The organism is Rhizobium sp. P1_C7 (assembly GCF_056406295.1).
In genome coordinates this window covers 342,268-360,419 of record NZ_JBFUAL010000004.1, presented here as the reverse complement: position 1 = coordinate 360,419, position 18,152 = coordinate 342,268, and the positions used below count along the sequence as shown (strand labels likewise).

At 61.6% G+C, this 18,152-nt stretch carries 18 protein-coding genes; 8 read left to right on the top strand and 10 right to left on the bottom strand.

Features of this window, described 5'->3' with window-relative positions:
* The first annotated feature begins 113 nt into the window (after positions 1-113).
* Positions 114-773, top strand: a complete 660-nt coding sequence (locus AC1D2R_RS08610; protein WP_477966719.1) for a glutathione S-transferase family protein — start codon at positions 114-116, stop codon at positions 771-773.
* On the opposite strand, the gene AC1D2R_RS08605 is transcribed toward AC1D2R_RS08610, so the two are convergent.
* On the bottom strand, positions 774-1,670 hold the full coding sequence (locus tag AC1D2R_RS08605; RefSeq protein ID WP_477966717.1) for a LysR substrate-binding domain-containing protein: 897 nt from the start codon (positions 1,668-1,670) through the stop codon (positions 774-776).
* Positions 1,671-2,059: 389 nt separating this feature from the next.
* Between AC1D2R_RS08605 and AC1D2R_RS08600 the strand changes: the two genes are divergently transcribed.
* Positions 2,060-2,413: an MmcQ/YjbR family DNA-binding protein gene (locus tag AC1D2R_RS08600; protein ID WP_477966715.1), complete on the top strand. Its 354-nt coding sequence runs from the start codon at positions 2,060-2,062 to the stop codon at positions 2,411-2,413.
* 42 nt (positions 2,414-2,455) lie between these two features.
* Here the strand turns inward: AC1D2R_RS08600 and AC1D2R_RS08595 are convergent, their stop codons facing one another.
* Entirely contained in the window at positions 2,456-3,076 is a 621-nt protein-coding gene (locus AC1D2R_RS08595) for a glutathione S-transferase family protein (RefSeq protein WP_477966713.1), read from the bottom strand.
* Between the two features lie 113 nt (positions 3,077-3,189).
* Positions 3,190-3,555, bottom strand: a complete 366-nt coding sequence (locus tag AC1D2R_RS08590; RefSeq protein ID WP_477966711.1) for a DUF4406 domain-containing protein — start codon at positions 3,553-3,555, stop codon at positions 3,190-3,192.
* Positions 3,556-3,673: 118 nt separating this feature from the next.
* Here AC1D2R_RS08590 and AC1D2R_RS08585 point away from each other — a divergent pair, with 118 nt between their 5' ends.
* Positions 3,674-4,429 (top strand): DeoR/GlpR family DNA-binding transcription regulator, encoded by a 756-nt coding sequence (locus AC1D2R_RS08585; RefSeq protein ID WP_477966709.1) that lies wholly within the window; start codon positions 3,674-3,676, stop codon positions 4,427-4,429.
* Here the strand turns inward: AC1D2R_RS08585 and AC1D2R_RS08580 are convergent.
* Positions 4,404-5,114, bottom strand: coding sequence for a hypothetical protein (locus AC1D2R_RS08580; protein ID WP_477966707.1), 711 nt, complete (start codon positions 5,112-5,114; stop codon positions 4,404-4,406). The genes AC1D2R_RS08585 and AC1D2R_RS08580 overlap by 26 nt on opposite strands.
* 179 nt (positions 5,115-5,293) lie before the next feature.
* Complete coding sequence (locus tag AC1D2R_RS08575; RefSeq protein ID WP_477966705.1) at positions 5,294-6,301, bottom strand: asparaginase; 1,008 nt, start codon at positions 6,299-6,301, stop codon at positions 5,294-5,296.
* Positions 6,302-6,677: 376 nt separating this feature from the next.
* Here AC1D2R_RS08575 and AC1D2R_RS08570 point away from each other — a divergent pair, with 376 nt between their 5' ends.
* On the top strand, positions 6,678-7,892 hold the full coding sequence (locus AC1D2R_RS08570; protein ID WP_477966703.1) for an MFS transporter: 1,215 nt from the start codon (positions 6,678-6,680) through the stop codon (positions 7,890-7,892).
* Here the strand turns inward: AC1D2R_RS08570 and AC1D2R_RS08565 are convergent.
* Complete coding sequence (locus AC1D2R_RS08565) at positions 7,889-8,476, bottom strand: helix-turn-helix transcriptional regulator (protein WP_477966701.1); 588 nt, start codon at positions 8,474-8,476, stop codon at positions 7,889-7,891. The two genes, AC1D2R_RS08570 and AC1D2R_RS08565, sit on opposite strands and share 4 nt — an antisense overlap.
* A gap of 134 nt (positions 8,477-8,610) precedes the next feature.
* Between AC1D2R_RS08565 and AC1D2R_RS08560 the strand changes: the two genes are divergently transcribed.
* Positions 8,611-10,026 (top strand): MFS transporter, encoded by a 1,416-nt coding sequence (locus AC1D2R_RS08560; protein WP_477966699.1) that lies wholly within the window; start codon positions 8,611-8,613, stop codon positions 10,024-10,026.
* Here the strand turns inward: AC1D2R_RS08560 and AC1D2R_RS08555 are convergent.
* From AC1D2R_RS08555 to AC1D2R_RS08540, 4 genes are all read right to left on the bottom strand, one after another.
* Complete coding sequence (locus AC1D2R_RS08555; RefSeq protein WP_477966697.1) at positions 10,010-11,005, bottom strand: NAD(P)H-quinone oxidoreductase; 996 nt, start codon at positions 11,003-11,005, stop codon at positions 10,010-10,012. The genes AC1D2R_RS08560 and AC1D2R_RS08555 overlap by 17 nt on opposite strands.
* A gap of 78 nt (positions 11,006-11,083) precedes the next feature.
* Entirely contained in the window at positions 11,084-12,889 is a 1,806-nt protein-coding gene (locus AC1D2R_RS08550; protein WP_477966695.1) for a GGDEF domain-containing protein, read from the bottom strand.
* A gap of 150 nt (positions 12,890-13,039) precedes the next feature.
* Entirely contained in the window at positions 13,040-13,273 is a 234-nt protein-coding gene (locus AC1D2R_RS08545; RefSeq protein ID WP_477966693.1) for a ribbon-helix-helix domain-containing protein, read from the bottom strand.
* Between the two features lie 188 nt (positions 13,274-13,461).
* On the bottom strand, positions 13,462-14,010 hold the full coding sequence (locus AC1D2R_RS08540) for an HdeD family acid-resistance protein (RefSeq protein WP_477966691.1): 549 nt from the start codon (positions 14,008-14,010) through the stop codon (positions 13,462-13,464).
* A 139-nt stretch (positions 14,011-14,149) separates the two neighbouring features.
* Here AC1D2R_RS08540 and betI point away from each other — a divergent pair, with 139 nt between their 5' ends.
* The 3 genes from betI to betA all read left to right on the top strand — a co-directional run bounded on the left by betI (position 14,150) and on the right by betA (position 18,146).
* Entirely contained in the window at positions 14,150-14,737 is a 588-nt protein-coding gene (betI, locus tag AC1D2R_RS08535) for a transcriptional regulator BetI (RefSeq protein WP_477966689.1), read from the top strand.
* Positions 14,738-14,930: 193 nt separating this feature from the next.
* Positions 14,931-16,400: a betaine-aldehyde dehydrogenase gene (gene betB / locus AC1D2R_RS08530; RefSeq protein ID WP_477966687.1), complete on the top strand. Its 1,470-nt coding sequence runs from the start codon at positions 14,931-14,933 to the stop codon at positions 16,398-16,400.
* A gap of 96 nt (positions 16,401-16,496) precedes the next feature.
* Positions 16,497-18,146: a choline dehydrogenase gene (betA, locus tag AC1D2R_RS08525; protein WP_477966685.1), complete on the top strand. Its 1,650-nt coding sequence runs from the start codon at positions 16,497-16,499 to the stop codon at positions 18,144-18,146.
* Positions 18,147-18,152 lie beyond the last annotated feature (6 nt).

Below are 18,152 nucleotides of genomic sequence, written 5' to 3'. Positions count from 1 at the left end.
TCTGCCACGCCTGGTGGCATCAAAAGCTTTCATTGATCCATAACCGCGAGCTGCTTCCGCATCGGCACCGCCGCCTCTAGGTTCGCCTCACTTCAATCAAGGGGACATTCGCAATGCTGACAATTTATGGCGTCTATCGTTCGCGTGCTTCACGCGTCTACTGGATGGCAAACGAGCTGGAGCTGGAGTTCGTATCGGTGCCGGTGCTGCAGGCAAACCGCCTCGACAATCCTCTGGCGCCCGATGCGCCGATCAACACGCTTTCACCCGCGTTCGCTGCGGTCAATCCGATGGGGCTCATCCCAAGCATCAAGGACGGCGATCTCGTCATGCACGAATCGCTGGCCATCACGCTCTACCTCGCGCGAAAGCACGGAGGCTCGCTTGCCGGCCAAACCGTCGAAGAAGACGGTTTGCTGACGATGTGGACATTGTGGGCCGCCGCCGAAGTCGAGCTGCAGACGATCAAGGTGGTGAAAACCTATGACAACGAGCAGGAGAACACCGACGAAGGCAAGGCGGCGATTGCCGTTGCCTGCCGATCGCTGAAGAAGCCGCTCGCGGTTCTGGAGCAGCACTTTGGCAACAAAGACTATCTGGTCGGCAACCGCTTCACCGCCGCCGACCTGAACCTCGCCGAAGTGCTGCGCTACGTGCAGTCGGAACAGGCATTGTTCGACGCCCATCCGAATGTTGACGCCTGGATCAAGCGCTGCCAGTCTCGACCGGCCTATCTCGCCATGCAGGCGACGCGCTTGCAGGAGCCGATCTGATCACGGAAAGAGCTTCAGGGTTTCAGCCATTTCTTCGCGAATCCAGGCCTTGAAATCCCTGACCTTTTTGGGTTCACGCACCCCTTCGGCCGTTACGAAGTAGTGGCCGAAGCCCGTTTTCGCCCGGATCCCGAACGGGGCCGCCAGTTGTCCCTGCTGCAGTGCGTAGCCGGCAAGCGTCTGCCAGGCCAGCATGACCCCCTGCCCGGCGATCGCGGCATCGAGGCAGAGCGACGCGTCGTTGAAGACGTGGCGGGTTTCGAGCGAGGCACCTTGAAGTCCGGCTTCGCGCATCCAGACCTCCCAGGTGAACATCGCATGTCCATCGATGATGGCCGGCAGCGTCAGGATGTCGACGGGCTGTCTCAGCCTCGCGGCCATTGCCGGAGCGCAGACCGGAAAGACTTCCTGCGCCAGAATCAGCTCGGCCTTTACGTCAACCCAATCGCCGCTGCCGACGCGGATGCCGATATCGACGTCGCAGAGCGCTGGGTTGACGAGCCTTGTCGTCGCGTCCATTCGCAGATTGATGTCCGGGTGGCGCTCGGCAAAGCGGTCGAGCCGGTAGACCAGCCAGCGCGCCGCAAAGACCGGGGCCACGGAGATCGTCAGGATGCTGTCGTCCCTGCGCTGCGTCGATGCTACGGCCTGCGACAGATGGCGAAAGCCCTCCGTCAGCATGGCAAGTAGGCGGGCGCCCGGCTCCGTCGCGACCATCCCCTTGGGCGTGCGTTCGAAAACGACGAGATCGAGCTGCGCTTCAGCCTTGATAACCTGCTGGCTGACGGCCCCGATCGAGACGCCGAGCTCTTCGGCAGCCGCCTGCAGGGAGCCAAGCCGTCCCACAGCATCCACAGCGCGCAGGCCGTTCAGATGAACCGAGTTTAGATTTTTCATATAGTTTTCCTATATCGACGTGCTGCTATTCTCAATTGAAATCTTACTCAGGAGGCAGGATATTCACCAAATCAAGTAAAGTATCTCCTGCGCAGGGTTAATCAAAACCTGCGTAAGCAAAACTCGGGAAAGCGAGGCATGCCATGCAACTGCTGAAGTTTTTCTTGAACCTTGAGACCATCGAGCCCCCCTATGTCAGCGACCCTGCCCAGGATCCTCTGAACCATCCGGACCTGGAGCGAATGTCGCAGACTGAACTGGCCGACCTGCCGCTCGAGCCACAGTGGCTTCCACCATCTCCCGACCAACCAACCCTTGCCCGATGCCCATAGCCCCCGACATCTGCTAGGCTTCCGTCAGAGGTCAGAGGCAAACGATCGGGGCGGAGCATGGCCAAGAGCGCAGAGACGGCATACGATCGCCTGCGGCGGCTTGTCGCCGAGGCAGATCTTCCCTGCGTCGAGGAAAGCACGTCCTATGGGAACCCGGCTCTGAAGGTGGGAGGCAAGACGTTCGTCACCGTCAGGAACAGTGAAACAGTCGTGCTTTCGATATCGATCGACGATAAGGAACGGCTAATAGAGATGGCACCCGAGATCTACTACCAGACCGATCACTACGTCGGATGGCCGCACCTGCCGCTTCGCGTCGCTGTCATCGCGGATGCGGAGTTGAAGGAACGGCTGATCGGCGCGTGGATTTACCGCGCGCCGAAGAGACTGGCGGCAGGCTTCCGGCGATAATCAGCGGGCCGACGCTGCCTGCCAAGGCTCCCGGTTCGTCGATCAGGCCTGTTCGCGGGCCAGGGCACGCTGCACGGCGGGGCGCTCCATCATGCGGGCATAATGCGCCGTTGCCTTGGAAAAGCGCATCGGATCCACACCGTCGCCGCGCAGCCAGCCGGTCATCACGAAAAGATAGGCATCGGCCACAGAATAGCGTTCGCCCATCACCCACGGTCCGGCCAGCATATCCTCCTCGATCAGCGTGAAGCTGTCCGCCATCGTCTGCGGCACCTTTGCCTTCATCGCCTCATGTGCCGACGGATCGTCGGCCCAGCGGCCGCCGCGCCGGCCATGCGCATGGTTCACATGCACAGTCGCGCACAGGTAGCTGTTGAAGGCCTGAAGGCGGGCGAATTCAAAGGGATCGTCCAGCGGAGCAAGCCCGGCTTGCGGCGCGATCGCGGCGATATAGGCAAGGATGGCGGGCGTTTCCGTGACGACGCCGCGCTCGGTAGCGAGCGCCGGAACGCGGCCCTTGGGATTGATCTTCAGATAATCCGGCGAGCGTTGCTCGGCCTCGGCGAAATCGACCCTCTTCGTCTCGAAGGGAAGACCGGATTCCTCCAGTGCGATGAAACTTGCAAGCGAGCAACTGCCCGGCGAAAAAAACAATGTCAGCATGATCGACTCCCGTTTCGGCATCCTTATAGCGCGCCGGCCCGCTGACGAACATGCGGAAATCGAGCCCGGATCGACCGGCCTCCTGTGACGCAGCCCTCGTCACGCTGACTTTATCACGCGGCCTTTGCGCAGCCAGGGACGTCCTCGAGCCTGTACCAGACGGGGATGCCGCGTTCGCGGGCGATGCGCACGTCATTATCCGCGCCCTTGGATTCGCCTTCGAGACGCAGTACGCCTTCGCAAAGCTGCAGCAGGCGCCCCGCGACCGGATGGAATATCTGCTCGTAGAGATCGTCGCCAACCGCCCTGCCGCCGGCGGCGTGCCAGATCGGCAACGCGACCCACTCGCCGATCATCGGCACGTGGCCTGCTCGAAACAACGCATGCGACGGCTTCTCTAGGTGCTTGAGGTTGGCCGCCATCTTCATTGGGTCATCGCCCGTCCCGGACCGATAGGGGCCGGCAATCAAAATCAACATGATCGAACTCCGCTACTCCCGGCCTCATGCACGGGATATCGCGAAAATGCACGAAATTTCTTGAAAGTCGAATCATTTCGTGCATACTCATGATAATTCGTTCAACTTCGTGGAACCCATGCTGACATCGCAACGCAAATCCCTGATCTTCGACATCCTTCGACGGGACGGACAGGTGATTGCCAAGCGCGTGGCTGAGAGCTTTTCGCTGTCCGAAGACACCATCCGGCGCGATCTTCGCGAAATGGCGGCGGAGGGCTTGCTCAAGCGGGTGCACGGCGGCGCCATGCCGATCTCGCCGGAGCTGCCGGACTTTTCGACACGCAAGGAGGTGTCGCCGGAAGCCAAGCAGCGTCTGGGCGCAAAGGCTGCGAGCCTTGTCAGGCCGGGTCAGATGATCTTTCTCGATGGTGGCACGACGACTGCGGAGATCGCCCGGCATCTGCCGCGCAGCTTCAATCTGACCGTCGTGACGCATAGCCCGACCATCGCCGCCGAGCTGGAGCATCACCCGACAGCGGAGGTCGTCCTGATCGGCGGACGGCTCTACAAGCATTCGATGGTGGCGACGGGAGCGGCGGCGATGGCAGCGGTCTCGCAGCTGCGGCCGGACATCTTCTTCCTCGGGGTGACGGCCGCGCATCCCGTGCATGGCCTGTCGACCGGCGATTTCGAGGAGGCGGCCATCAAGCGGCATATCGCCGGCTGCGCGGCGGAAACCTACGCACTGCTGACAGAGGAGAAACTGGACCGTGCATCTTCCTGCCAGGTCCTGCCGATTTCCGAAGTCTCCGGACTCATCGTACCTGTGGAGGCCGCAGAGATGCGGCTTCGACCCTATCGCAGCCTCAATGCCGCGATCCTCTCAGCATGAACGGCGCCAGTAACCGGGCGCGCCACTGGTCGATATTCTGCGGCAGCAGGCTCACAATCAGTGCCGAGGCGAAGACGCCACAGGCGAGATAGGCTAGCCCATCTACGTCCATGCTGAGGGTCAGCAGATCGCGCAGCCCGGGCTGCAATGCCGCGAGCCAAACTGAAAGTGACGGCTGTCCCAGCAATCGCCCCGGCAGCGCCGCGAAGGCCGGCGCCTCGCCCACGGCGATCAAAGCCCCATAAATGGCGCAAACCCGGATGGCCACGCGCAGCGGCCGCCGCGGGCCGAGCGGTTTGCCGCCACCGTCCTCGAACGACCAGCCGATATAGGCGCAGAATGCCACCAGAAACAGGAAGGCAAGGGGCAGGCTCTCCAGCACGGTTTCCGCCTTCAGCTGGCCCGTCCAGCCGCTTGCCACCAAAAGCGGGAACGGTGCGGAGGCGACGAACCAGATGAGGGCGGACAATGCCCATGCCCAGCCCAACCCGATATAGCGGGTTCGGGCAATGGTGACGGCGAGGATGATGCCGCCAGCCAGATAGACGCCCGCCGGCTTCACCGACCCGGTCATCGTCAGGATGATCGGGCCGCAAGAGCCGGCGATCCGCGCGCATCCGGACATGGCGACCGTCGCCCAGGTTACGTAATCGAAGCATATCGCAAAGAACAGGAAGATCGCCATTGCGATCAACATCCACCAGAGATAGCGGCCTGCAAACATATCCTGCCCTCATGGCGTTCGATGTACTCGGCCGAGGGTAGCTCAAAGCTGCAAAAACGCACCCGTTCTTGCAGGCTGTAGTTTCACATACATTAGCTTTTTCTGCTTGCGCACGTGCGAATGTGCCGTTCCGAAACGGCTTAGTCGATCAGCGCAGCCGTCGCGCGAATGTCGCCGACATGGATACCGTTCCAATTGTGCATCCGCACGCTGGCCATGTCTGTCAATGCCGAGCGAACCGCTGTGTCCCTTTCGAAAAAGCGGCCGAGCGCTGCTGCAATCATAGCCTCGGCAGCGCGCGTATGGCCGTCATCGCACTTCACCGCAATTGCGACGCCCTGCTCCGGGATCGCGGCACAGAAGACGCCCTCCGCGCCGGTTTTGGCAAAGATGCGGCCGGGGGCGATCTGCATCAGCGCCGTGCAGGCGCGGCCGGTGCCGGCGACATAGAATGGCTCGGCCATGCAGGCATCGAACAGCCTTTGCGAAGCCTTGGCGCGGAGCGGATCGAGGCCGTTGCCGGTCGCCATCTTGGCAAAGCCGTGCGCGAGTCCGCGCAGCGGAACTGCGTAGGTCGGGATGGAGCAGCCGTCGGTGCCGCAATTGTCATTGCCGAGCACGGCACCTGTCAGGCTTTCCATCGTGCCGCGGATTTCCTTCTGCAGCGGGTGGTCGTAGCCGATATAGCCCTTCGGATCAATGTCCTGATGGCAGCAGGCGCAGATGAAGCCGGTATGCTTGCCGGAGCAGTTGTTGTGGAGCGCGGTCGGCTTGTGCATGGTTCGCGCCTGATGAATCAACACCTTCTGGCTCGACGACCAGTGCGCACCGCATTCCAGCGTTTCGACGCCGCGGCCGGCACGCGCGAGCATGGATGCGGCAAGCGCCACATGCTCGTCTTCACCATTGTGGGAGGAGCAGGCGAGCGCCAGCTCCCTGTTGGCGAAGCCATAGGCGTCCGCAGCGCCGCTTTCAATCAAGGGCAGTGCCTGCATGGCCTTGCAGGCAGAGCGCGGGAAGACGCCGGCATCGATGTCTCCGACCGAGAACACGACCTTTCCATCCCCATCGACCGAAACGACTGCGCCGCGATGCCGGCTTTCGACGAGCGGGCCGCGGGTGACTTCGACGGTGACGGGGTTGGTCATGGCAGGAATCCTCATCGTTTGGGACGGATCACGCATAGCGAATAGCGTTGATAAAGCAATCGGCTTTCGGCCTGCGGGGCGGCTCAATTGCGCCATGTTGCTGAGGAAATCTCCGCACACCGCACGTCAGCGGATGTCATCGGCGTTTTCCATGCGTCATCTCAAACGGCTCGTTCTCGCAATCGTCGTCGTCTATCTCCTGCCTGCGCTGGCGTCAGCGGGATGGTGGGCGTTGGCGACCATCCAATTGCTTTAGCCAAAGTGGCGCGATCACGCCACCTGACCATTCATCACACGAATTGACGGCTGACATCACAAACTCTGGTTTTTCGAAAGCATTCTGCGGGTCTAAAGCTGGAGCATCGGGAATCATACCATGCCATCTGCCTTCTCCTCGATTCTGCGCGACCATCGGATCCGCATTCCTACGCTGACGCTCATTGCGCTCGCCTTCACCTATGCCTCGACGATCCCCTACCAGTCGATCATCGGCATCAACGAACTCGGCCTGTCGGATCGCGCCTATTCGGGGCTGATCTTCGTTGCCGCACTCGTCAACGTCGCCACCAGCCTGACGCTCGGCATATGGTCGGACAGGCTCAGCGACCGCCGGCCGCTGGTGCTGGCGCTCTCGGTGAGCGGCATGCTTGGCTTCGGGCTGATCTACGAGTTTCGCACCGCCACCGTCTTCATGCTTGGCGTATTGGTGCTGATTCCGATTAGCAACTCGACCTATTCGATCCTGTTTGCCAGTATTCGCGCGACCACGAACACGATGGATCGCGCAAGGGTGGCGGCAATCACCTCGACGGTTCGCGCACTCTATTCGGGATCCTGGGCGTTGGCGCCCGGCCTCATCGGCCTTTATCTCATCAACTCGCAATCGATGACGCCGGCCTATGGGATTGCCGGACTGGCAAGCTTCACCTGTTTCTGCCTCTATCTATTCCTTGCCAAGCCCACACCGAAACAGGAGGGGCCGCTTTCCCAGCAGTTCAGCTTTTTCTCCTCACTCGGCAGGATCTTTTCGCCGTATGTGCTGATGCGCATCGGCATCATGTCGCTGCTGCTCGGACTGCAGCGGCTGAGCGGCGTGATATCGCCATTGATCATCACGCATGCCGCGGGCGGCACCGTCGTCGACGTGGGCTTCATGGCCGGTCTCGTGGCGTTCCTCGAAATGCCCTTCATGATGATGTGGGGTACATTGCAACGGCGTTTCCGCGGCGTTCACATCCTCGCCGTCGGGACGCTCATCTACTGCGTCTATCTGGCACTGCTGAGCTTTGCCACGGCGCCGTGGCAGATCTACGCCCTGGTGCTCATCAACGCCTGCGGTGCTGCGGCGATCCTCAGCATTCCCATCACCTACCTGCAGGACCTGATTGCCGATCGTCCCGGGCTCGGCAGTTCCCTGATCTCGGTCAACGTGTTCGTCAGCAACGGCGTCAGCGCGTCCATCTTCGCGACCGGCACCGCCTTTACCGACTATTCCGGCACGGCAATGCTTGCCGCCGCCGTCGGTCTCGTCTCGGTCGGCCTGCTGCTCTGCCTCGAAAGCGACAGGAGGCGGGTTCAGCAGCCGGCCTAAACCCCGGAAATGCGGTAGGCGCAGCGACGGGCGCCGAGCAGGGTATGCTCCTCGCGCTCCACACAAGCGCCAAGAACGGCGCGAAACGTTTCCAGTTCGGAGCGGCAGAAGCCCGCGCAGACCGTCGCCGCAGCACAGATCGGGCAATGGTTTTCGACGAGAAGCAGCGATCCGTCGGCCTCTTCCCAGCTATCGGCCATATAGCCCTCTCCCGTGCGGATGGCGGCCAGCTGGCGCACGCGCGCAGGCAGGTCGGGCCCCGTGATCTCGCTCAGGTAGCGCTTCAGGGTTTCCTCCTCGCGCCCCGCGATGACGGCATCCAGCGCAGGCTTACCTAGCTGGGCGACCAGCGTCTTCAGTAGGTTTTCCGTGAGTTCTGCATGACGATCCGGAAACTGGCCGTTGCCGATAGCGGTGAGGTGCCAAAGCTGGCGCGGCCGTCCTCTGCCGGCTGCGACCTCGGTCACAGCTTCGACAAGCCGCTCCTCCGCCATCTTCGTCAATTGCTGGCGCACGGCCTCGGACGAGATGCCGAGCGCAGCCCCGAGGTCAGACGCGAGTTGGGGACCCTCGGTCTTGATCATCAACAGAATTCGGTTCGCAGGCGATTGGCGCACTTATTTTTCCAAGTTATTTCTTGTTTTAATAGCATGCCCGTGCAATTTTCCAATCCATAACTTGTAAAAAATAATGCAGGGAAGTAACCAAGGCATACGAAATGACCAGCATCCAACAGGTATCCGAGAAGCCCTCGGTCTTTGATCTTTTCTCGACCCCATTTCTGCCCGCGACGCTAATGCTCGGCGGCGGTGTCACACTCTACGCCGTCGAGACCTATATCACCGCGACCATCGCGCCTTCCATCGTGCGCGATATCGGGGGACTCGAGCTGTTTTCTTGGATGACGACGCTTTATGTGGCGGCGGCCGTGCTGGGTTCGATCTTCGTTGCGATGCGCCCGCGCGGTACCGGCCTCAGGACCGTCTACGTTGCAGGCGCCATCGTCTTTGCGGCCGGTAGCCTGGTCTGCGCGGTTGCCCCTGTTATGCCTGTGGTGATTGCCGGGCGCGCCGTCCAGGGCTTCGGCGCGGGTGTGCTTTCCGGTCTCGCCTATGCCTTCATCCGCTTTGCCTACCCGGAACCGCTCTGGCGCAAGGCATCGACGCTCTATGCAGCGATCTGGGGTATATCGACGCTGCTCGGCCCCAGCCTTGGCGGCATCTTCACCGAGGGCAACGCCTGGCGCCACGCGTTCATGTTGCTGGTGCCGCTCTGCCTACTGATGGCTGCACTGGCACCGCGATTGCTGCCGCGTGCCGACGACGACCGGGCAGCCGGTGGGACACCTATGCTGCAGATCGCGCTGCTGCTTTCAGCCGTGCTCTTCGTCAGCCTTGCCGGAACAGTCGAGGAAACCCGAACCAAGGCAATGCTGGTCGCCGCATCGATTGCGACAATCGCTGCAATGCTGGTGGTCGAACGGCGGAGCGAAAACCGGCTACTGCCAACCGGCGCGGTCACGCTCAGCAAGCCGGTTGCCCGCGTCTACCTGACGATGTTCGTGTTGATCATGGTCCTGACGAGTGACATCTACATCGCCTATTTCCTGCAGGTGCTGCATGGCGTGACGCCACTGATCTCGGGTTATCTGACGGCGCTGGTTGCGCTGGGCTGGACCCTTGCGGCCTTCTTCAGCGGAACTTTGTCCGGGAAGCGCGCCAGCGCCGCAATCGCTATCGGCTGCGTGATCGAGACTATCGCCGTCGCCTCGCTGACGATCTTCCTTGCCAGGGACAATCCGGCCAGCAGCCTCGCGCTGCTCGGGCCAGCAGTCGTCGGCATGTTCCTGATGGGATTCGGCGTCGGCCTCGGATGGGCGCATCTGGTGACCAAGATCCTGCGCCTCGTGGGCAATTCGGAGCAGGACAAGGCATCGGCCGCGATCTCGACGGTGCAATCCCTCGGCAGCGCGTTCGGTGCCTCGGTGGTGGGCGTGATCACCAACAGCACCGGCCTGGTCGACCCCGGCGGCATCGCTGGCACCGTTTCGGCCGCACATTGGCTCTACATCGTCATGGCGCTGCCGGGACTGATCGCCATCGCGGTATCGCTGACACTCAGAGACGCAGCATGATCTTGCCGATGTGGCTGCTGGTTTCCATCAGGCGATGGGCCGCGGCCACGTCCTCGAAGGAAAAGGTCTTGTGGATGACGGGTGCAACCTTGCCCTCGTCGAGCAACGGCCAGACCTGGGAGAAAAGGTCGTCGCGAATGGCACGCTTTTCCTCGGCCGTGCGCGGACGCAACGTGGAGCCGGTGACCGTCAACCGCTTGACCATTATCGGCGCCAGGTTGACCTTGTCCGCCACCGCTCCACCGAGGAAGGCAATGATGGAGAGGCAGCCGTCCCTGGCGAGCGAGGCGAGATTCTTTTCCAGATAGGCGGCGCCGATCATGTCGAGAATGATATCGACGCCGCGGCCGGTCTCGGCCTTAATCACCTCCGCAAAATCCTCGGTCTTGTAGTTGATCGCGCGCTTGGCGCCGAGCCTCACGCAGGCATCACATTTTTCTCCGGAACCCGCTGTCGCATAGACCTCCGCGCCGAAAGCCCGCGCGAGCTGGATCGCCGTCGTGCCAATGCCGCTGGAGCCGCCGTGGATCAGGACCGTCTCGCCGTCGGTCAGGCCGGCCATCTGAAACATGTTTGCCCAGACTGTGAAATAGTTCTCCGGAAGTGCAGCAGCCTTCACTGGATCGTAGCCTTTTGGAAAAGGCAATGCCTGACCGGCCGGCAGCACGCAATATTCGGCATAGGCGCCCCCGTTCGCAAGTCCGCAGACCTTGTCGCCGATAGCATAGCCGCTGACACCGGGTCCGATCGCGACAACTTCGCCGGCAAGCTCCAGGCCGAGGATCGGACTTGCATCCTTCGGCGGCGGATAGGCGCCCTGCCGCTGGGCGACGTCGGGACGGTTGACGCCGACAGCCTCGGTGCGAACGAGAAGCTGGCCCTCGCCAAGGACAGGCAGAGGCCGTGTCGCGATCGTCATCACCTCCGGTGCGCCGAAGCTCGGCAGATCAACGAAACGCATGTGGACAGGCAAGGACATGACCCGGTCTCCAATTTCCGAAAGCAACTGAAATAGTTCAGCCGTTCAGGCTTGAGAAGAGCGGAAGCAAGAAAGGCGTCAATTCGTCTCGTCCAGCAGGTGGAAGACGAGACCTTCTTCGCTTTCCTTCGCTTTCGCCTTGATGTGGGCGATAGCGGCACTCACGCGGTTGGTATCGTCGATGACGAGCCCTTCCGGCAGCTCAAGCACGCCGATCGAGCAGCGCATAAGCGGGAAGAAGGCGTCGGCACCGGCGCGGTCATGGCCACGAATGCGGCCGGCCGCACGGTCGGCAGCAGAATAGAAATCGAGCACATCGTCATGGAAATCGCTGATCAGGCGGTCGAGGATTTCGGTCAGTTCCTCCTGCGTCCAGCCGCAGACGCCGATGAAAAAGTCGTCGCCGCCGACGTGACCGAGGAAGTGGCGCTCGGCGAAGAAATAGCGCCGCATCAGGGCTGCAAATAGCGAAATGGCATGGTCGCCGAGATGAAAGCCGTAGGCGTCGTTGAACGGCTTGAAGTTATCGAAATCGCAATAGCAGAAGTGGCGGGTCTCGTCGTCGTCGCGGGTGGCTTCACGCATGAAGTCGCGGATCGCATGGTTGCCGGGCAGCCCGGTCAACGGGTTCTGGTCCTGCGCCGTCTTGAGCTTCTTCTCGTTCATGACCTTGATGAGCGATGCTGCGGAAACGACGCCCGCATACCGCATGTTCTCTGTCAGCAGCAGGCAGTTGCTGGCTTCCATGTTGGCGAAGATCGCCATCAGCTGCTCAGCGTCCGAATCAAGGCCGACGATGGGCGCCATCTCGACGAAATGGGAAATGGTGCGCTCATAAACCTTGTTCTTGAGCAGGTCGCGGCCGAACGGCTGGTAGATGTATTCCTTGAGGTGGCGCTCATGAAGAATGCCGCGCGGCTCGCCGTTGGCGTTCAGCACCGGGAAATAGGCCTGATGCGGGTTCCGGCGGAAAAGCTCGAAGACGCTGTCGATCGCGTCGTTCTCATAGACGGTCGGCAAACGCTCGATCTGCTTGCGGATCAGGATTTCGTCGAGAGACTGGGTGTTGCGCTTGGTCTTGCCGAGATCCTGCAGATGCGGGAAGGACGGCTGCAGCTCGCTTAGATGCGTCGTCGGGCGTGAAATGAACCAGCCCTGGACGAGATCGACGCCGTATTCGCGGCAGGCCACGAATTCCGCCTCCGTCTCGATGCCCTCCGCGATCACGCGTGTTCCGAGCACGTGGGCAATATGGACGATGTTCTTCAGCAGATGGCGCTTGCGCGGATTGCTGTCGATATCGGCAATGAAGAAGCGGTCGATCTTCAGGTAGTCCACCGGATGGTCGCAGAGCAGCTTCATCTCGCCATGGCCGACGCCGAAATCGTCGATCGCCAGCTTGAAGCCGCGCTTGCGTAACAGCGAGACGAGCGACGCGAACTCGGGAACGCTGGTGTTATCGAAGCGCTCGGAAAATTCGAAGCAGATCGAGGATGGGGGGATGTTGGCAAGCTTCAGATGCTGAAGCAGGCTCTCGACCAGCCGCTCTCCGTGCGGAATGAGGCGGACGTCGAGATTGAGAAACAGCGTCGCATTGGCGAAATTCGGAAGCGTCGCGAACTTCGCAAGCGCCCGGCTCGCCACCATCTGCTCGAGCTGCAGCAAATGGTCGTTCTTGTGGGCCTCGTCCAGAATTTCCACCGGCGAATTGAAGCCGAGCCGCTCCTGGCCGCGCATTAGCGATTCATAGCCGAAAGCAACCCCCGTCCCGGCCTCGACAATGGGCTGGAAGGCATTTTCGATAACGAGCTTGGCGAGCGCTACGATCTGATCGCTGGCATAGCGACGGACGAGCGCCGGTTCAACGGTGGCTGCCAAAGACATGCCGATCTCCACTGCGACTTGTTTGTTTTGCGCAGGGAAGATGGTGGAGAAGGGTCAATGAAGCCTTTCCCCAATGTGAAAGTTATGAAAGCAGCATCGCCGGCCATTCGCACAATCCGGAGAGGTTCCGCGACCGGCCGGTTGTCTCGCTCAGGCAGAGCGCCGATGTTCGGCTTCGTGATCAGCGAACATCTCTGCCACGCATTTGCTGTCACAAGTGTCGCTATCGCGTCCACGCGCGGATCCGTCGATCTTGCGGGCAGCATCCCACATGCGCAGGGCCTCGCGCACAACTTCGCTGCTTGAAACATAGCTGCCATTCTCAATCGCAGCTCGGATATCTGCCGCCTGCAACGGAGAGATGGAAACGGTTACCATGGGCATAACATTCCTCCCTTTACCTCGCGGGACAGAAATCTGCCCAGTCGGGGGACGGATGAGCGTTTCAGGCAAAAGCCGTCGGTTACCGCCGTTTCCGCGGCTGCCCTTATGTGAGGAATTTTAGCCCTTGCTCACAAGCTTGTCAAAAAAGAAACAATCCGTGATGACCGACCTGTGGATTGCGGGCAAAACTAGCGACGGATCGCAAAGGCGAAGGCAAGCATCGACCAGCCCTGGATGAGCAGGTCGCACGCCAGGAAAAGACCGAGGATCCACAGGCTGTTGACGGGCCAGCCGAGGACGATGACGAAACCCGCCAGCGCCGTGATGACGCCGCTTGCGACAACCCAGCCCCAGCCCTTCAGCGGCCGCATTCGCCAGCCGACCCAGACGCGGAAAACGCCTGCGATCAACAGCGCGATCGAGAGAAACAGGGTGAGCGCCGCCGAAGCGAGGATCGGGTTCATGAAGGCAAAGACCCCGGCGAGCACGTAGAGGACGCCGCTCAGCGCCCAGAACAGCAGCTGATCCCACCCGCGCACCTGGAACGCGTGGATGAGATAGACGACGCCGCCGACCAGCATCAGCATGCCGACATAGTAGACCGACACCACCGTCGCCATGATCACATTGCCGGCTGCGATGACCCCACAGGCGATCAGCAATGCGCCGAGGATCGCAAACCAGACCCATTTCGACCGAAGGGACGAAAAAGACATGCCATTGGAAATATCAGCCATGATGCACCTCCCGGTTGGTAGGAAGAATATGTCGCGACAACGAAGGATGCAAAGAGAGACGCTTCGGAAAAACCGAAAGAGTTTTTATTGATTGATCAGTCAATCAATAATAGAATGCGGTCTTTGCTGGAGCAGTGCGATGCCGAAAGTTGGAATGGAGCCTGTGCGCCGCAAGGCGCTGGTCGATGCAGCGCTGCGCGTGATCGGGGACCACGGCTCACTCAGCGTCACCATGTCCGAGATCGCGCGGCAGGCCGGCGTCTCCCCTGCGCTTGCGCACCACTATTTCGGCAGCAAGGAACAACTGCTGATCGAGACCGTTCGCTCGCTTCTACGCCACTTGCGCGGCGACGCAGTGGCGGCGCTGCGGATGGCCGCGACGCCACGCCAAAAGCTCTCCGCGATCATCCGCACCAGTTTCCACGCCGACCAGTTCGCGGCCGAGACCATCGCCGCTTGGCTCGCATTTTATGCGGAGGCGCAGCGCTCGGAAGAAACGCGTCGCTTCCTCGTTATCTACGCCCGGCGGCTGCGCTCGAACCTGCTTGCCAATCTGAAAGCGCTTTGCCCGCCCGATGCCGCAGAACGCATCGCTGAGGGCGCGGCTGCGATGATCGACGGTCTCTATATCCGGCAAAGTCTGAAATCGGCGCCAATCGGCATTGAAGCCTCGATCGCGCTGACGGAGGATTACGTGAATGCCTTGTTGAGGGAAGTCGCGCGATGATGGCACATATGCTCCCTCGTTCCTGTGCTTGTCACAGGAATCCAGTGCGCCCAAGGACTTGGGCGCGAAAGATCAGTTTCATAGCAGGTCAGTCTCTTACGGCGCAGACGCACCGTGGCTGGATTCCTGTGACAAGCACAGGAATGAGGACATCTCGTTTCTGCCGCACCGAACCACACGAAGGACAGACCCTATGACCCTCAGAGCCCAACCCAACGCGTCGCACTTCATCGACGGCGAATATGTGGAAGACGACGGCGGCAGTGTCATCGAAAGCCTCTATCCGGCCACCGGCGAGGTCATTGCCCGGCTGCATGCGGCAACGCCTGCCATCGTCGAAAAGGCGATCGCTGCTGCTAAGCGCGCGCAGCCGGAATGGGCGGCAATGAGCCCGACGGCGCGCGGCCGCATCCTGAAGCGCGCCGCCGACATCATGCGCGAGCGCAACCGCGCGCTTTCCGAGCTCGAGACGCTCGACACCGGCAAGCCGATCCAGGAAACGCTCGTCGCCGACGCGACCTCGGGCGCCGACAGTTTCGAGTTCTTCGGCGGGGTCGTGGCCGCCGGTCTCAACGGCTCCTACATCCCGCTCGGCGGCGATTTCGCCTATACCAAGCGCGTCCCGCTCGGCGTCTGCGTCGGTATTGGCGCGTGGAACTACCCTCAGCAGATCGCCTGCTGGAAAGGAGCACCTGCGCTCGCCGCCGGCAATGCCATGATCTTCAAGCCTTCGGAAAACACACCGCTCGGCGCGCTTGCCATCGCCGAAATCCTGCACGAGGCCGGCCTGCCGAAGGGCCTCTACAACGTCATCCAGGGCGACCGCACCACCGGCCCGCTGCTCGTCAATCACCCCGATGTCGCGAAGGTATCGCTGACCGGCTCGGTGCCGACCGGGCGCAAGGTGGCGGCAGCGGCCGCCGGAAACCTCAAGCATGTCACCATGGAGCTCGGCGGCAAGTCGCCGTTGATAGTCTTCGACGATGCCGATATCGACAGCGCCATCGGCGGCGCCATGCTCGGCAATTTCTATTCGACCGGCCAGGTCTGCTCGAACGGAACGCGCGTCTTCGTGCAGAAGAAGATCAAGAGCGAATTCCTGAAGCGCCTGAAGGCTCGCACAGAGGCGATCGTTATCGACGATCCGATGGACGAGGCGACGCAGCTCGGGCCGATGGTCTCCTGGGCGCAGCGCGACAAGGTTCTCGATTATATCGAAAAGGGCAAGGTCGAAGGCGCGACGCTCGTCACCGGCGGTGGCATTCCCAACAACGTCTCCGGCGAAGGCTACTACGTGCAACCGACGGTCTTTGCCGACGTGACGGATGGCATGACGATCGCCCGCGAAGAGATCTTCGGCCCGGTCATGTGCGTGCTCGACTTCGATGACGAGGCAGACGTGATCGGCCGCGCGAATGCCACCGAATTCGGCCTCTCCGGCGGCGTCTTCACCTCCGACATCACCCGCGCCCACCGCGTCGTCGATCAGCTGGAAGCCGGCACGCTTTGGATCAATACCTATAATCTCTGCCCGGTGGAAATTCCGTTCGGCGGATCGAAGCAATCCGGCTTCGGGCGGGAGAACTCGCTTGCGGCACTGGAGCACTATTCGGAGCTTAAGACTGTTTATGTCGGCATGGGGCCGGTGCAGTCGCCTTATTGAGCGTTGATGTGAAGGCCCCTCCCCAACCTCCCCCGTCTAGGGAGGGGTTGGGCACGGCGTCTTAACCACCATACTGAGAGCTTTACAGGATCGATCATGCAGGCAGATTTCGTCATCATCGGCTCCGGTTCCGCCGGCTCGGCCCTCGCCTACCGCCTCTCGGAAGACGGCAGGAACAGCGTGATCGTCATCGAGGCCGGCGGCAGCGATTTCGGGCCGTTCATCCAGATGCCGGCGGCCCTTGCCTGGCCGATGAGCATGAAGCGCTACAACTGGGGCTATCTCTCCGAGCCCGAGCCGAACCTGAACAACCGGCGCATCACCGCGCCGCGCGGCAAGGTGATCGGCGGCTCCTCGTCGATCAACGGCATGGTCTATGTGCGTGGCCACGCGGAAGACTACGACCGCTGGGAGGGTCTCGGCGCCAACGGCTGGGCCTATGCCGACGTGCTGCCCTATTTCAAGCGGATGGAGCACAGCCATGGTGGTGAAGAGGGGTGGCGCGGCACGAACGGGCCGCTCCACGTGCAACGCGGCGGCGTGACGAACCCCCTCTTCCACGCCTTCATCGAGGCCGGAAAGCAGGCTGGGTTCGAGGCGACGGACGACTATAATGGCTCGAAGCAGGAAGGCTTCGGGCTGATGGAACAGACAATCTTCCAGGGGCGTCGCTGGTCCGCTGCGAACGCCTACCTGAAGCCGGCGCTGAAACGGCCGAATGTCGAACTCGTCTACGGCTTTGCCCGCAAGGTCGTGATCGAAAACGGGCGGGCGACCGGCGTCGAGATCGAGCGCGGCGGCAAGGTGGAGGTGGTGAAGGCGAACCGCGAGGTGATCGTTTCAGCCTCCTCGTTCAACTCGCCGAAGCTGCTGATGCTGTCGGGCATCGGCCCGGGCGGGCACCTGCAGGACATGGGCATCGAGGTGAAGGCCGACCGGCCGGGTGTCGGCGCCAATCTTCAGGACCACATGGAATTCTATTTCCAGCAGGTAAGCACCAAACCGGTGTCGCTCTACTCATGGCTCCCCTGGTTCTGGCAGGGCGTGGCGGGCGCGCAGTGGCTCCTGACACGCTCTGGTCTTGGCACTTCCAACCAGTTCGAGGCCTGCGCCTTCCTGCGCTCGGCGCCCGGCGTCAAGCAACCCGACATCCAGTATCACTTCCTCCCGGTCGCCATCAGCTACGACGGCAAGGCGGCGGCCAAGAGCCACGGCTTCCAGGTGCATGTCGGCTACAATCTGTCAAAGTCGCGCGGCAACGTCACTCTGCGATCGTCGGACCCCAAGGCCGATCCCGTCATCCGCTTCAACTACATGAGCCATGCCGAAGACTGGGAAAAATTCCGCCACTGCGTGCGGCTGACCCGCGAGATCTTTGGGCAGCAAGCGTTCGACCAGTATCGCGGGCCGGAAATCCAGCCGGGCGAAGGCGTGCACACGGACGATCAGATCGATGCTTTCCTGCGCGAACATCTGGAAAGCGCCTATCACCCCTGCGGCACTTGCAAGATGGGCGCCAAGGATGATCCGATGGCGGTTGTCGATCCCGAAACCCGGGTGATCGGCGTCGACGGATTGCGCGTGGCCGATAGCTCCATCTTCCCGCACGTCACCTACGGCAACCTCAATGGGCCGTCGATCATGACCGGAGAGAGGGCCGCAGATCATATCCTCGGCAAGCAGCCGCTGCCGCGCTCAAACCAGGAGCCGTGGATTAATCCGCGCTGGGCGGTGAGCGATCGCTGAAACGTA

Bases quoted from the DNA above. Each gene is read 5' to 3' on its own strand.
- AC1D2R_RS08545 (WP_477966693.1), bottom strand. From the start codon at position 13,273: ATGCCCATGGTAACCGTTTCCATCTCTCCGTTGCAGGCGGCAGATATC.
- betA (WP_477966685.1), top strand. From the start codon at position 16,497: ATGCAGGCAGATTTCGTCATCATCGGCTCCGGTTCCGCCGGCTCGGCC.
- AC1D2R_RS08540 (WP_477966691.1), bottom strand. From the start codon at position 14,010: ATGGCTGATATTTCCAATGGCATGTCTTTTTCGTCCCTTCGGTCGAAA.
- AC1D2R_RS08610 (WP_477966719.1), top strand. From the start codon at position 114: ATGCTGACAATTTATGGCGTCTATCGTTCGCGTGCTTCACGCGTCTAC.
- AC1D2R_RS08590 (WP_477966711.1), bottom strand. From the start codon at position 3,555: ATGTTGATTTTGATTGCCGGCCCCTATCGGTCCGGGACGGGCGATGAC.
- AC1D2R_RS08560 (WP_477966699.1), top strand. From the start codon at position 8,611: ATGACCAGCATCCAACAGGTATCCGAGAAGCCCTCGGTCTTTGATCTT.
- AC1D2R_RS08570 (WP_477966703.1), top strand. From the start codon at position 6,678: ATGCCATCTGCCTTCTCCTCGATTCTGCGCGACCATCGGATCCGCATT.
- AC1D2R_RS08565 (WP_477966701.1), bottom strand. From the start codon at position 8,476: ATGATCAAGACCGAGGGTCCCCAACTCGCGTCTGACCTCGGGGCTGCG.
- betI (WP_477966689.1), top strand. From the start codon at position 14,150: ATGCCGAAAGTTGGAATGGAGCCTGTGCGCCGCAAGGCGCTGGTCGAT.
- AC1D2R_RS08555 (WP_477966697.1), bottom strand. From the start codon at position 11,005: ATGTCCTTGCCTGTCCACATGCGTTTCGTTGATCTGCCGAGCTTCGGC.
- AC1D2R_RS08550 (WP_477966695.1), bottom strand. From the start codon at position 12,889: ATGTCTTTGGCAGCCACCGTTGAACCGGCGCTCGTCCGTCGCTATGCC.
- AC1D2R_RS08585 (WP_477966709.1), top strand. From the start codon at position 3,674: ATGCTGACATCGCAACGCAAATCCCTGATCTTCGACATCCTTCGACGG.
- AC1D2R_RS08575 (WP_477966705.1), bottom strand. From the start codon at position 6,301: ATGACCAACCCCGTCACCGTCGAAGTCACCCGCGGCCCGCTCGTCGAA.
- AC1D2R_RS08580 (WP_477966707.1), bottom strand. From the start codon at position 5,114: ATGGCGATCTTCCTGTTCTTTGCGATATGCTTCGATTACGTAACCTGG.
- AC1D2R_RS08600 (WP_477966715.1), top strand. From the start codon at position 2,060: ATGGCCAAGAGCGCAGAGACGGCATACGATCGCCTGCGGCGGCTTGTC.
- betB (WP_477966687.1), top strand. From the start codon at position 14,931: ATGACCCTCAGAGCCCAACCCAACGCGTCGCACTTCATCGACGGCGAA.
- AC1D2R_RS08595 (WP_477966713.1), bottom strand. From the start codon at position 3,076: ATGCTGACATTGTTTTTTTCGCCGGGCAGTTGCTCGCTTGCAAGTTTC.
- AC1D2R_RS08605 (WP_477966717.1), bottom strand. From the start codon at position 1,670: ATGAAAAATCTAAACTCGGTTCATCTGAACGGCCTGCGCGCTGTGGAT.